Source organism: Arthrobacter sp. K5 (assembly GCF_040448525.1).
GTDB lineage: Bacteria > Actinomycetota > Actinomycetes > Actinomycetales > Micrococcaceae > Arthrobacter > Arthrobacter globiformis.
This window is the reverse complement of sequence record NZ_CP159279.1, coordinates 3,663,933-3,676,051: the sequence shown is the minus strand read 5'-3', so window position 1 is coordinate 3,676,051 and position 12,119 is coordinate 3,663,933. Positions and strand designations below refer to the sequence as shown.

The window sequence follows — 12,119 nt, the reverse complement described above, 5'->3', positions numbered from 1 at the left end:
CATGCCAGCAGCGCATCCCGCACTTATTTTGCATGTTTATTGACGAGCGCAGAATCAAGTGCATACTATTGACCAACGCGTGACGGAGGCCACAGCCGACCCCGCCACGCGGCTCAGCATGCGAGCCCCAGTAATCTTTCCTTCCCTTGCCTCAGTAGGAGATCCGCAATGACCGCTGGTCCCATCGATCCGCCGACGCCGTTGACGCCGTCCGCGGAACAGGTCACACCCGCTTCCCATCAGGGAACCAAGCATGCACGCCGTGCCGCCGTTGCCAGTTTCATCGGCAGCACCCTTGAGTACTACGACTTCTTTATCTACGGGTCGGCGTCCGCGCTGATCTTCAACAAAATCTTCTTCCCGGGGATCGATCCCGCCTTGGGCACCATCCTGTCCATGGCCACCATCGGCATCGGCTACGTTGTCCGCCCGCTGGCCGCGAGCGTGATCGGGCACTACGGCGACCGCATCGGCCGCCGCCAGATGCTGGTGCTCACGCTCGTGGTGATGGGCGTGGCAACCTTCCTGATCGGCTGCCTGCCGCCCACCGCTGCCATTGGCGCGGCGGCCCCCATCCTGCTGGTCGTCCTGCGTGCCCTGCAGGGGGCCTCGGCCGCCGGTGAATCTGTTGGCGCCGTCACCATGACAATGGAACATGCCCCCAGCAACAAGCGGGCCTTCTACAGCAGCTGGGTCAACACCGGCGCGGCTGCCGGAATCATGCTCGCCTCGCTGGCGTTCCTTGCCGTTTCGATGCTGCCGCAGGAGGACCTGCTCAGCTGGGGCTGGCGCCTGCCGTTCCTTGCCAGCATCCTGGTGGTCGGCGTCGGGCTCTACATCCGCATGCGCCTTCCGGAGTCCGAGGTGTTCGAGGCCGCCAAGGAAGCCGAAACCGAAACTGAACTTCCCATCAAGGTGGTCCTCCGCGACCACTGGACCACCATCATCAAGGTGATCTTCTTCGGACTCTGGAGCGTGGTGTCCTCGGTTTTCGCCGCATTCGGCCTGGCCTACGCCACCAGCAAGTTCGGCATCCCGGCGCCGGCCATGCTGGGCGTCACCATCCTCACGGCAGGGCTGGCGGTCATCGCCCAGCCGGCAGCCGGCATCCTCGCGGACAGGATCGGACGCAAGCCTGTCTTCATCACCGGAAACCTGATCTGCGCCGCCGCAGCGTTTGCCTTCTTCTGGTCCATCAGCACCACTTCGGTGCCGCTGATCTTTGCGACCGGCATCCTGTTCATGACAGTGGGATACGGCATGGTCAACCCGCTCGGCCCGGCGATGACAGCCGAAATGTTCCCCACGAAGGTCCGCTACTCCGGAGCCGCCACCGCCTCCCAGCTGGGCCTCGTTGTCACCGGCTTCGCACCCGCCATCGCGGCCGCGGTCGTCCAGCCGGGACCCACCGGATGGATCCCCGTGGCCGCGTTCACCGCAGCATGCTGCCTCGCTTCGGCTGCCGTGACCGCCATTTGGGTCAAGGAGACCTACAACGTAGCCACCGAGGACCTTGGAACCAAGGCAACCGCCAACACCTAAACCTTTACCCCGGGCAAGGAGGGAGTGACAGGGCACCCGCCCCGGCGCTCCCTCCTTGCAAATCCGGCCACACCACAGTGAGGAACCTTCCGTGACAGCCCGCCCCGTACTGATCGAACAAGACGTCGAAACCCCGCTCCCGGACGGCACCGTCCTGCGCTCCACCGTTTACCGCCCCGCGGATGGCGAGCCGTGCCCGGTCCTGCTGACCAGGACACCCTACGGCCGCGACCTCGCCGTCAATTCCGCCTACTTCAACCCAACAACCGTTGCGGCGGCCGGGTACGTCGTGATCATGCAGGACTGCCGCGGACGCTTCGGTTCCGACGGCGACTTTGACCCGTCAGTCAATGAAGCGTCCGACGGCGCCGCAACAGTCGAATGGGCAGCGCGGCTGCCGTACGCCAACGGTTCCGTCGGGATGTGGGGCCGGTCGTACTTCGCCGAAACCCAGTGGCGGGCGGCGTCCCTTGCCCCGGCCGGACTCGCCGCCCTGGCACCGGGCATTTCAGCGGGGGCCAACGCCAACAACGGCTCGCTGTACCGCGGCGGCGCCGTCGAACTCGGCTGCCGCTTCAGCTGGGGCCACGCGTCAGCCTCAGCCAACGAGGTGCTCCGTGAATTTTCGGAGGACGCTGAACGGCAGGGCAAGGAATTCCAGTCCTGGCTGGACCTGGACCGTTCGTTCGCCGGCGGCGACGCCTTCGATGCCCTCCCCCTGTCCGACCTCTCCGCCAGGCTCGGGACATTCATGAACCGGCACATCCTGCCCTCGGCCGGTGAATCCCCCGGGAACGGCTTCACCCGGCTGTGGGACGAAACTTCGGCGAAGCCGGTGCCGCTGCCCACCCTGCACATCGGCGGCTGGTTCGACATCTTCTGCCCGAGCACACTCGCGCAGTACGCCATGCAGCTGGCGCACAGCCGGACGGGCGCCGCACCTGTGCCACGGCTCATCATGGGTCCGTGGACCCACACGAACTTCTCCGGCGGCTACGCGGATGTGAACTTCGGGGTGAACGCCGCCGCATCCGTGCTGAACGGCCTGGGTGATCTTTCCGGGCTCCACACGGCCTGGTTCGATGCCGTGCTCAAGGACCGGCCGGAAAGCATGGACCGTGTCCCCGCCGTCCTGCTGTACTTCATGGGCGAAAACCAGTGGCGCGGTTTTGACGAACTTCCCTCGCCGAACAGCCAGCGCAGCTGGTTCCTGGGTGCGGACGGGACCCTCATGGACACGCCCGCGTCCGGCGGTTCCATCGAATACGACTACGATCCCCTGGATCCTGTGCCCACGGTCGGCGGCGCCACCATGATCCATGGCGCGTTTCCCGCCGGGCCGGCAAAGCAGCACGATGTGGAAGCCAGGGCCGACGTCCTCACCTTCACCACGGAGGAGTTCGAGGAGCCGGTCACGCTGTTCGGTGAAGTCACCGCCACCTTCTTCGCCGCCTCCACCGCCGTCGATACGGATTTTGTGGTGCGGCTGTGCCGGGTGGCTCCGGACGGAACGTCACTGAGCATTGCCGATGGAATTGTCCGGGCCTCCTGGCGGGACAGCCATGCCGGGACCGGCCTGTTCCAGCCCGGCCACGCGCCGTCGCCGATCGAACCGGGCAGGGCCTACGAGTACTCAGTCAGCCTGTGGCAGACCGCCTACACATTTGCCGCCGGCGACAGGCTGCGCGTCCAGGTCACGTCCAGCTGCCATCCGCGCTGGGACCGCAACCTCAACACCGGACGGCTGGCTTATGACTCGGCCGAGACCATGGTTGCCCGGCAGACCATCCTGTTCGGCGAGGACCATCCGAGCCGCCTGACAGCAGGCATCCTGTGACCGCCCCGCCGGAAGCACGGCAATCCCCGGCAGCCCCCGGGCTCACCTTCCTGGCGGAACTGTCAGTCACCGTCGGCGAGCCGATCGACGTCGGGCCCACCCCGGAAGGCCACCGCCGCATCATCCCCATCACCGGCGGAACAGTCAGCGGCCCGCGCCTGAACGGACGGGTCCTGCCGGGCGGCGCCGACTACCAGCTCCTCCTTAGTCCCACACTGACGGAACTGGACGCGCGCTATGTCCTGGAGACCACGGACGGCCACCGCATCTTTGTTCAGAATTCGGCGCTGCGCCACGGGAGTGACGAGGACATGGGGCGGCTCAACCGCGGCGAGCCCGTAAATGCCGGCAGCATCTACTTCCGCTGCTGGCCACGGCTCACCGCGTCCGCGCCGGAATGGGACTGGCTCAATACGCGGCTGGCGGTGGGGACCGGCGAACGGCATCCGGACCGCGTGGTGATCCGGGTCTTCGTGATCGACTGACGAGCTTTTGTCCACGTATTGGTTTCTGAAGGCCCCCGAACTCGCGATACGTGTACAAAGACTCCAATCAGCGGCTGAGGATCGCCAGCGTGCTCGTGCCGAAGTCCTTGGCGGCGGCGTTCCACCGGGTCAGGAGTCCCTGCAGGTTCTCGCCGTCGGCCCGGTGCGCGGGGAGCTGTTCCTCGAGCGTGGCGAGGACGCCGGTGCGGAGTTCGGTATTGAAGTTGACCTTGCCCACGTTCATGGCGGGCGCCTTGGCCAGCTCGTCCGCCGGAATGCCCGAGGCGCCATGAAGCACCAGCGGGATGTGCGTGCGCACGGCAATGTCCTGCAGGACGTCCCAGCGCAGCCGCGGCTCGCCCTTGTACTTCCCGTGGACGTTGCCCACGGCGACGGCGAGCAGCTGTGCGCCCGTCCGTGCCACGAAGTCCTCCACCTGGGCGGAGTCGGTGAGCCCGGCAACCTCGTTGCCCGCCCCGTCGCCCTCCGTGCCGAAGGCCCTGTCCTCGTCCCCGGCCAGGCCGCCGAGTTCAGCCTCCAGGACCACTTCGGCATGCCCTTGGGCTTCGAGTGCGGAACGCACTGCGCACACCAAGGCAATGTTGTCCTCGTACGGCAGCGCCGAGCCGTCCGCCAGGACGGAGTCGGCCCCCGCGGCGACGGCGGCGGAAATGACGTCAAGGTCTGTGGCGTGGTCCAGCTGCACGGCAACCGGGACGGACGCGTCGTCGGCCAGACCCCGGAGCGCGGAGATGAGCCTCAGTCCGTTGGCCGTGGCGGCAGTCTTGGGCGCCACCAGCAGGATGACGCCGCGCTGCGCTTCCTCCGCGGCGCTCACCACCGCCAGCGCCGTGGTGAAGTCGTAGCAGGTGAACGCCGGTACGGCCGACCCCCGTTTGAGGGCGGACACCGCCAGCTCATCGAGTTGTGCCCGCATCAGCCTTCCCCGCCGGTGCGCTTGGTGGGGGCAACAACCTTGATGACGGCGGAGTCGTCAGCGGCGGCCAGCCCGTGGGCCTGGCCCAGCAGGTACAGCTGCTCGGCGGCGGCGGCAACGGGGGTCGCCAGGCCGGCACTGCGCGTAGCCTTGCCCACAATGCCCATGTCCTTGACGAAGATGTCGAGGCGGCTGAGCACCTCGGCGCCTTCCTCGCTGTAGGCCTCCAGGATCCGCGGTCCGCGGTTGGACAGCATGAACGAGCCCGCCGCGCCGGCCTCCAGCGCGGCCAGGGTCTTCGCCTGGTCCAGGCCCAGCGCGTCGGCCAGCGCCATTGCTTCAGCGGCAGCCGCAATGTGGATACCGCACAACAGCTGGTTGACGGTCTTCAGCGCCTGGCCGTCACCGGGCTTGTCGCCCACGACGGTCAGCGTCGACGCGAGCAGCTCAAGGACCGGACGCGCAGATTCCAGCGCCTTGGGTTCGGCTCCGACGACGATCAGCAGGTCGCCCTCGCCTGCACGCTTCGGGCCGCCGGACAACGGGGCGTCCACAAGCCCGACGCCGAATTCGGCCAGGCGCGCGACGGTGGACGGAATCGCCTCGGTGCCCACCGTGCTGGTCAGGATGACGACGGCGCCCGGCTTCAGTACCGAGGCCACGCCGTTCCCGCCGAACAGAACATCGTCGAGCTGTTCGCTGTTGCGCACGGCGAGCAGCAGGGCGTCAGTGTCCTGGGCGGCGTCACGGGCGGAAGCGAAGGTCTTCACACCGGCTTCTTCGGCGAGGCGCAGGCGCGGTTCGGCGATGTCGAACCCGTGGACGGTCAGCTGGCTGGCGAGTCGGGTGGCCATGGGCAGGCCCATGGCACCCAGGCCGAGGACGGTGACTTTGTAATTCGAGGTCATGGTGTTCTCCGTTGAAGTTTCTTGGGCCCCCGCGTACTGGGTTCCCTGGCCGAGCTTGCGAGGTTAGGGGATACGCGGGGACGTGTTGCTGAGCTTGCTGGTGACCTGGGCGAGCGACTCGTCGTCACCGACGTTGCCGGCAAAAACGATGTACGGAATCCCCTTGGCCGGGCCGTCAACCGGCTCCCAAAGGCTCACGATGCCGGGCAGCATGGGCCCGCGGACGATCGCGTGCCGGATCTCCAGCCCGTGCGCGGCAACATCCGAGGATGTGATCCCGCCCTTGGCGATGACGAACCGCGGCGGGAAGGTCTTCAGTGTCCGGTTCACTACGGCGACGACGGCGGCGGACACGGTGCGCGCGATCCGCAGGCTTTCGGCCGGGTCATCGGTCTTGATGAGCAGGCGGCTGGTGTGGACGATGACGTCGCCGCTGCGCAATGCCGCCACCACGGCATCCACCGTCTGGTCGAGGTAGGCGGGTGCATCCTCGCCCAGGAGGTGTTCGACGTCGATCTCCACGATGCGCGCACTGCTGTGCCGGTCGGTGAGCACCTTGAGCTGCCTGGTGGTCACGCCCACATGCGAGCCCACCACGATCAGGCCGCCGGCTTCGGACGGGGTGTTGCCCGCGTAGGCTTCCTCGCCGCTGAGCTCGGGCCGGATGTCCTGGCCGATCCGGGCGCGCATGAACGGCGGGCCAACCCGATACAGCAGCTTCTTTCCGCGGCGCTCGGCCTCTTCCAACCCGAGGGCCAGGGCGCGCATGTCGTTTTCCGTGACGATGTCCACCACGATGGGCGTGGACTGCGTGGCCGGCTCGATGGCGTCAGCAATTGCCTTGGCCGACACCTCAGCCTGCCCGGTGGCGGAACCGGCGCGGATGATGTTCAGGTCCAGCACGATCACGGAGTCCGCGGCAAACCGCCCCTGCGACTTCTCTTCCACGTACTTGGCCATCTCGGAATTAGCGAAGCCGAAGGTGGCATCCTTGGCGAATTCGGTCTCGGCAACGGGGGTCAGCTCGCCGGCCCCGGGTCCGCGAGTGTAGTGGACACCGCCAATGGTGATGCGGCCGGCGTCGGGAAATGCGGGAACCATCACGACGCCGTCGGTGGCCTCTCCGCTTTCTGCCGCCACCGTGGCGGCGATGACGTCCGGTTCCAGGGGGAAGTGGCCGCGGAGGGTCGAATCACTGCGGCTAACAAAGCCGAGCCGGACCTCTCCGTCGCGGGCAGCGGCCAGGGCGTTGCGCACCACCTCTTCGTTGCGGGCGGCTGCTTCTTCCGGGTCGAGGCTCCGGGTGTTGGTCAGCACGTACACGGCGGGCTTACCCTGATGCAGAGCCCACTGGAAGTCCTCGACTTCCCAGCGGGTGAGCACAGGGAGATCTGCCACCGACTGGGTGCCGGTGGGGTCGTCGTCGAGCACCACGAGGACGCGCGGGGACGTTGCCGCCGTGGCCGCAACGGCGTCGGCAACCTGCCGGGCGGGGATCTCGAGCTCGGCGGGAAAGGCGGCCAGGACGTCGGATTCGAGGGGCACTGTGCACTCCGTTGTGTCGAAACTGTCATGCGGATGATTTGTCAGATGTCAGACATCTTGCGTCTGGTGCTAGTGTGGCATAACGCACAGCACGTGCGCAAGTACACTTTTGCAGACATCACGGCTGAAGGGCCGCACACGCTGAACGGAAGAAATGGCACGCAAATCATTGGTGGGCGTCGTCGCCGACGAACTCCTTGACCGCATCATCTCCGGCGAGTTTCCGCCGGGCAGCAGCGTGCCGGGGGAGCTCGAACTCAGCGCGCGGCACGACGTCAGCCGCATGACGGTGCGGGAGGCGATGAAGACGCTTGAAGCGCAGCGCATCCTCAGCGTGGAACGGGGCCGCGGCACGTTCGTGAACCCGCTGAACCGCTGGTCGTCACTGGAGGCAGTGCTCCGGGCCGCCTCCGAGGGCCAGAACGGGCCGGCCGCCGCGGTCCAGCTGATCGAGCTGCGCCGGATGCTGGAAACAGGCGCCTGCGAACTGGCGGCCCAGCGCATCACCGATGACGAGCTTGATGGCCTTCGGACCTGCGTGGCGGATATGCGGAAGGCGCACCAGGCCAACGACGTGGCGAGCTTTGTTGCCGCCGACCTGGCATTCCATGACCAGATTCTCCACGCGTCCGAGAACGTCTTCGTGGCAGTCCTCTTCGAACCGCTGCACCGGGTTCTCGAAAAGGGCCGAACGGAAACCTCGAAGGTGCCTGATATCCAGGAGCATGCGATCGGGCACCACCAGAACATTTTCGAGGCCCTGGCTGCCCGCGATCCGCGGCAGGCACGCAACGCCATGGACGCCCACATGCAGCAGACCCTCGACGACCTCAGAAGCTACGTGCTGGAAGCCTAGTCCCTGGGCGCCTCGTCCGATACTCTGCAGGAACGGCCCGCAGCCGGGTATCGATGGCGATCACGAGGAGCGAAGATGTCTAATAACACCTACAGCATTTCTGAAATTGTCGGAACCTCGACCGAAGGCGTCGACGCGGCCGTCCGCAACGGCATTTCCGACGCCGCAAAGACCCTGCGCAACCTGGACTGGTTCGAGGTCAAAGAGATCCGTGGCCATCTCGAGAACGGCCAGGTGGCGGACTGGCAGGTCACCCTCAAGCTCGGATTCCGCCTGGAGCGGGACTGACCGCGCGGCAGCGGAACAGCGGCAGCGGAACAGCGGCAGCGGAACAGCGGCAGCGGAACAGCGGCAGCGGAACAGCGGCAGCGGAACAGCGGCAGCGGAACAGCGGCAGCGGAACTAATAATGCGGCGCCGGCTGTTGTTCAGCCGGCGCCGCATTATTTGCTTAATCCTGGCCGGCAGCACTCCGGCGCCACACGGTGGGGATCCCGCGGAACGCGGGAAATACCTGTCCTTCAAAGAAGGCGTGCGCCTCGTCCGGCGCGTCGACGGGGGCCCACATTCCCGACGCCGGGCAGTGGGTTCCGGTCGAAGCGGAGGGTGTGGAGCGTTCCCGAAGCAGTGCGATGCGTTTCATCGTTGAAGGTCATCCTTGGGTCGGAGGGCTGGGAGAAGTTCTCCTCCAAGGCTAGGAAACACGCCACACGCGCCCAATGGACGAATGGATAGAATCCTGCCCTACGGCTGGGCATCAGCACAGGCCGGCGACGGGGCGCGGGCCTGTGCTGATGGGTTGCTAACGGGAGGGCGGCCGCTGCGGATCCTCCAGCGCGGGCTCATCAGGTTCGCCGTCCGGGCCGGTGGGTGGCCCCGGGGTGTCCTGGTGCGGAACTGCCGGTTCCTCCTGGGGCGGGTCCTGGTTGGGGTCGAAGGGGAATCCCTGGGGTGAACCTCCCTCGGTCTGGTCCGTCGGGTTCTGCTCCGGATCGGCGGGCGTGTCGCTCATGGTCTGGATCCTTAGCTGTTGGAAGGGCCGGGACTTTCCGGCCGGGCCACTCCAAGAATTACCAGCGCCTCCACGGTTAGTCCAGAGCACCAAGCCCTTCGCCACGTGCAGGCGTCGGCAGTTCACCTGGAGCCGCCAGTTCACCAGTAGCCGTCAGTTCACCAGTTCAGTCCTGGAGCGGTGGCCGGTCAACTTGCGGTGGCCTTGTTCCAGTTCGACGATGTCGCGCCCGAACGAAGCCCCCAGCGTCACGAGCGCCACGACGACGCTTGACGCGCCGATTCCACCGGGGACTCCGGGCGTGAGTGCCACCAGCAAGGCGAAGGGCTGGAAGGCGCCGATAACCTTGCGCAGCCTTTTAACGGGCAGCATTCGTTTCAGTTCAGGCCTGATCCAGCCGGCGGCAACGAAGGCATACCACAGGAGCCCGATGGCCAGCACCCAGGGACCGACGACAGGGATAGCTGCACACGACAGTACGAGGACCAGCGCTGCGTCGGTCTGGACATCCAGCCGAGCTCCCGCCGGGCTCACGCAGGCAAACCGCCGTGCAACGGCCCCGTCCACCGCGTCAAGAAGAAAAGCCACCGCACCAAGCACGACCACCGGCATGCCGGGTCCGGCTCCGCTGAACAACGCCGGAACCGTTGCCGCCGCACAGCATGCCACCAGGACAGCACGGGTCAGGGTAACGCGGTCCGCTGCCGTGGTCAGCCGGGGCCTGCGGCAGACGATGGAAGCCGCAGCATGTCCTACAACCGCCACTCCGGCACCTATCGCGGCAAGGAAGTGCGGTGCCCCGGCACCGGTAGCAGTCAGAAGCCAAGTCCCGGACACAAGGAAACCAGCCATGGCAACGGCTACGTCCACCAGAGCGCGCCTACCGAGCAAGACCTGCATATGCCTCCTTGCGCTCATCGTAACAACAGGCGGCCCGTAAGCTTTCCCGGGCTGACCTCGGAAGATAGCAACACGGGCGGTCAAGCTGGCAACCGGGGTCTGGGCAAACAGCCCCCGATAGGAAAGACTCTTCCGCATGGCACTCGCACCAGTCATCGAGCTGAACGACGGCAACCGGATACCCCAAATCGGCCTTGGCACCTGGCCGCTGAACGACCGGGAGGTGAGTGACGCCGTCGTACGCGCTGCGGAAGCCGGATACCGTCATATCGATACGGCCGTGCGATACGGGAACGAGGCCGGCGTCGGATCCGGAATCCGAGCCAGCGGCCTGGACCGGGAGGAGTTCTTCATCACCACCAAGCTGGACGGGGAATTCCAGGGTGGGGATCTGGCCGTGGCAGGCCTTGAAGGCGCGCTGAAGCGCCTGAACCTGGACTATGTGGACTTGCTGCTGATCCACTGGCCGCTCCCCCGCCGCGGAGATTTCATCTCCACGTGGAAGACCTTTGAACGTCTGCAGGGCGAAGGGAAAGCCCGGTCGATCGGCGTATCCAACTTCAAGCCCGCCCACCTGGAAAAGCTCATGTGGGAGACCGACGTTGTACCGGCCGTGAACCAGATCCAGCTCAACCCCTCCGTGACCCGCTCCGCGGACTGCGCCTACAACGAGCGGCACGGGATTGCCACCGAATCATACAGTCCGCTGGGTGCCGGATCGGGCCTCCTCTCCGCGCCCGTTCTGAACCGAATCGCCGGCAAACACGGCCGGACGGTGAGCCAGGTGGTGCTGCGCTGGCACGTCCAGAAGGGGCTGGTGGCCATCCCCAAGTCCGCCGATCCGCAGCGAATGACGGAGAACATTGACGTCTTCGATTTCACTTTGGATGAGGAGGACCTGACCGCCATTAGCACCCTCGATGAAGGGCCCGAGGCGGGCGTAAATTCCGACGTCCAGGGCCACTGACGCCCGGGCGTGCGTTCGCCTTCCCGGCCGCTCCGCACCGGAGGGCGACTGGAAGAAAAATAGTAAGCATGTTTAGTATTAGGGAGAAGGACGAAGCGTACCCGGCAATCCGGGTAACTCCTTTAGCTGAAGAAGGAACGATAAAAAATGGGTTTTTTTGCATTTCTGATTCTGGGTCTCATCGCTGGAGCCATCGCTAAGGCCATCCTCCCCGGCCGACAGGGCGGCGGCATTTTCATCACGCTCTTGCTGGGTGTCGTCGGCGCAATCCTCGGCGGCTTTATCGGCAGCGCGCTCTTCAACGTGGGTATCAACGAGTTCTTCTCGCTGTCCACATGGCTGCTGGCGATCGGTGGGGCACTTATCGTCCTGCTGGTCTACGGCATGATTACCAAGCGCTCGGCCCACTAGGCCGGACAGTGCCGGAACCGGCTCCGGGGAAACTTCCCGGAGCCGGTCTCCTACCCGGCCCAACGGGCCGAATCAATTCGTACAGATCCCCCTCAAGAGCAGGAGATCATCATGAAATCCAAACTTCTCTTCGGCGCCGGAATCGCTGCAGGCTACGTGCTCGGATCCAGGTCCGGCCGGGCAGCTTACGACAAGCTCAAAGCACGGGCCGCAGGCATCTGGGACAGTAAGCCGGTCCAGGACAAGGTCACGGCAGCAACGGAAGCCGTCAAGGAAAAGGCCCCTGAGGTCGGTGACCAGTTGGCGGAAGCCGCGCGCCGGGCAGGAACCGTACTCAGCTCGGCCATGCACCACGACACGCCGAAACCGGGTGATGCTGGCACCGCTTCCGCCGGCACTGCATCTGCAGCCGGTACCTCGGCAGACAGCGGGCACGTGCCCGCCCACAGCACGCATCCGGAGACGGTCAACCTCGGAACCTCCGATGTGGAGTCCGATCCGGCACGCAACGACAGCACGGGCCAGGACTGGTCGGACGAGGGCGGAGCCACTCCCGCCGGCGCCGCCACGAATGTAAATCCAGACAAGCAGTAGCCGGTTGGCTGCTTGAGCCTGCACCCTGGGTGGTGTGGGCAAGAAATTAAATGTCAGACCCCTCTGACAATGTTTTCCTATGGAAGCCACCGGGGAAACTGCGGACAGGATGTCAGGCCGGGCAAC

Annotated in this window: 14 protein-coding genes; 8 read left to right on the top strand and 6 right to left on the bottom strand. The window is 65.9% G+C overall.

Annotation, left to right across the window (positions count from 1 at the left end):
* Positions 1-168: 168 nt before the first annotated feature.
* The 3 genes from ABRP34_RS16690 to ABRP34_RS16680 all read left to right on the top strand — a co-directional run bounded on the left by ABRP34_RS16690 (position 169) and on the right by ABRP34_RS16680 (position 3,864).
* Positions 169-1,542, top strand: coding sequence for an MFS transporter (locus ABRP34_RS16690; RefSeq protein ID WP_353711048.1), 1,374 nt, complete (start codon positions 169-171; stop codon positions 1,540-1,542).
* A gap of 91 nt (positions 1,543-1,633) precedes the next feature.
* Complete coding sequence (locus ABRP34_RS16685) at positions 1,634-3,379, top strand: CocE/NonD family hydrolase (RefSeq protein ID WP_353711047.1); 1,746 nt, start codon at positions 1,634-1,636, stop codon at positions 3,377-3,379.
* Positions 3,376-3,864, top strand: coding sequence for a DUF3237 domain-containing protein (locus ABRP34_RS16680; RefSeq protein ID WP_353711046.1), 489 nt, complete (start codon positions 3,376-3,378; stop codon positions 3,862-3,864). Before ABRP34_RS16685 ends, ABRP34_RS16680 begins: the two co-directional genes overlap by 4 nt.
* Before the next feature lie 67 nt (positions 3,865-3,931).
* Here ABRP34_RS16680 and ABRP34_RS16675 read toward each other — a convergent pair whose 3' ends face one another.
* The 3 genes from ABRP34_RS16675 to ABRP34_RS16665 form a co-directional block, all read right to left on the bottom strand.
* Positions 3,932-4,801: a class II fructose-bisphosphate aldolase gene (locus ABRP34_RS16675; RefSeq protein WP_353711045.1), complete on the bottom strand. Its 870-nt coding sequence runs from the start codon at positions 4,799-4,801 to the stop codon at positions 3,932-3,934.
* Positions 4,801-5,709 carry an NAD(P)-dependent oxidoreductase gene (locus tag ABRP34_RS16670; RefSeq protein WP_353711044.1) on the bottom strand — a complete coding sequence of 303 codons (909 nt, stop codon included), beginning with the start codon at positions 5,707-5,709 and terminating at the stop codon, positions 4,801-4,803. The genes ABRP34_RS16675 and ABRP34_RS16670 overlap by 1 nt, the downstream gene beginning before the upstream one ends.
* Before the next feature lie 63 nt (positions 5,710-5,772).
* On the bottom strand, positions 5,773-7,254 hold the full coding sequence (locus ABRP34_RS16665; protein WP_353711043.1) for a four-carbon acid sugar kinase family protein: 1,482 nt from the start codon (positions 7,252-7,254) through the stop codon (positions 5,773-5,775).
* Positions 7,255-7,408: 154 nt separating this feature from the next.
* Here ABRP34_RS16665 and ABRP34_RS16660 point away from each other — a divergent pair, with 154 nt between their 5' ends.
* Together ABRP34_RS16660 and ABRP34_RS16655 are read left to right on the top strand one after the other, a co-directional pair.
* Positions 7,409-8,110, top strand: coding sequence for a FadR/GntR family transcriptional regulator (locus ABRP34_RS16660; protein ID WP_353711042.1), 702 nt, complete (start codon positions 7,409-7,411; stop codon positions 8,108-8,110).
* Between the two features lie 75 nt (positions 8,111-8,185).
* The gene (locus ABRP34_RS16655) at positions 8,186-8,398 is read left to right on the top strand and encodes a dodecin (RefSeq protein ID WP_003799328.1); all 213 of its coding nucleotides are present in this window, start codon (positions 8,186-8,188) and stop codon (positions 8,396-8,398) included.
* A gap of 162 nt (positions 8,399-8,560) precedes the next feature.
* Here the strand turns inward: ABRP34_RS16655 and ABRP34_RS16650 are convergent, their stop codons facing one another.
* From ABRP34_RS16650 to ABRP34_RS16640, 3 genes are all read right to left on the bottom strand, one after another.
* Positions 8,561-8,752, bottom strand: coding sequence for a hypothetical protein (locus ABRP34_RS16650; RefSeq protein ID WP_353711041.1), 192 nt, complete (start codon positions 8,750-8,752; stop codon positions 8,561-8,563).
* A 159-nt stretch (positions 8,753-8,911) separates the two neighbouring features.
* Positions 8,912-9,121 carry a hypothetical protein gene (locus tag ABRP34_RS16645; RefSeq protein WP_353711040.1) on the bottom strand — a complete coding sequence of 70 codons (210 nt, stop codon included), beginning with the start codon at positions 9,119-9,121 and terminating at the stop codon, positions 8,912-8,914.
* A gap of 153 nt (positions 9,122-9,274) precedes the next feature.
* Positions 9,275-9,991: a CDP-alcohol phosphatidyltransferase family protein gene (locus tag ABRP34_RS16640; RefSeq protein WP_353711039.1), complete on the bottom strand. Its 717-nt coding sequence runs from the start codon at positions 9,989-9,991 to the stop codon at positions 9,275-9,277.
* Positions 9,992-10,157: 166 nt separating this feature from the next.
* On the opposite strand from ABRP34_RS16640, the gene ABRP34_RS16635 reads away from it, so the two are divergent.
* From ABRP34_RS16635 to ABRP34_RS16625, 3 genes are all read left to right on the top strand, one after another.
* Positions 10,158-10,988, top strand: a complete 831-nt coding sequence (locus ABRP34_RS16635; protein WP_353711038.1) for an aldo/keto reductase — start codon at positions 10,158-10,160, stop codon at positions 10,986-10,988.
* A 147-nt stretch (positions 10,989-11,135) separates the two neighbouring features.
* Entirely contained in the window at positions 11,136-11,399 is a 264-nt protein-coding gene (locus tag ABRP34_RS16630) for a GlsB/YeaQ/YmgE family stress response membrane protein (RefSeq protein ID WP_214845850.1), read from the top strand.
* A gap of 111 nt (positions 11,400-11,510) precedes the next feature.
* Positions 11,511-11,993, top strand: coding sequence for a hypothetical protein (locus ABRP34_RS16625; RefSeq protein ID WP_003799339.1), 483 nt, complete (start codon positions 11,511-11,513; stop codon positions 11,991-11,993).
* Positions 11,994-12,119 lie beyond the last annotated feature (126 nt).

Bases quoted from the DNA above. Each gene is read 5' to 3' on its own strand.
- ABRP34_RS16630 (WP_214845850.1), top strand. From the start codon at position 11,136: ATGGGTTTTTTTGCATTTCTGATTCTGGGTCTCATCGCTGGAGCCATC.
- ABRP34_RS16660 (WP_353711042.1), top strand. From the start codon at position 7,409: ATGGCACGCAAATCATTGGTGGGCGTCGTCGCCGACGAACTCCTTGAC.
- ABRP34_RS16675 (WP_353711045.1), bottom strand. From the start codon at position 4,801: ATGCGGGCACAACTCGATGAGCTGGCGGTGTCCGCCCTCAAACGGGGG.
- ABRP34_RS16625 (WP_003799339.1), top strand. From the start codon at position 11,511: ATGAAATCCAAACTTCTCTTCGGCGCCGGAATCGCTGCAGGCTACGTG.
- ABRP34_RS16635 (WP_353711038.1), top strand. From the start codon at position 10,158: ATGGCACTCGCACCAGTCATCGAGCTGAACGACGGCAACCGGATACCC.
- ABRP34_RS16690 (WP_353711048.1), top strand. From the start codon at position 169: ATGACCGCTGGTCCCATCGATCCGCCGACGCCGTTGACGCCGTCCGCG.
- ABRP34_RS16645 (WP_353711040.1), bottom strand. From the start codon at position 9,121: ATGAGCGACACGCCCGCCGATCCGGAGCAGAACCCGACGGACCAGACC.
- ABRP34_RS16655 (WP_003799328.1), top strand. From the start codon at position 8,186: ATGTCTAATAACACCTACAGCATTTCTGAAATTGTCGGAACCTCGACC.
- ABRP34_RS16670 (WP_353711044.1), bottom strand. From the start codon at position 5,709: ATGACCTCGAATTACAAAGTCACCGTCCTCGGCCTGGGTGCCATGGGC.
- ABRP34_RS16650 (WP_353711041.1), bottom strand. From the start codon at position 8,752: ATGAAACGCATCGCACTGCTTCGGGAACGCTCCACACCCTCCGCTTCG.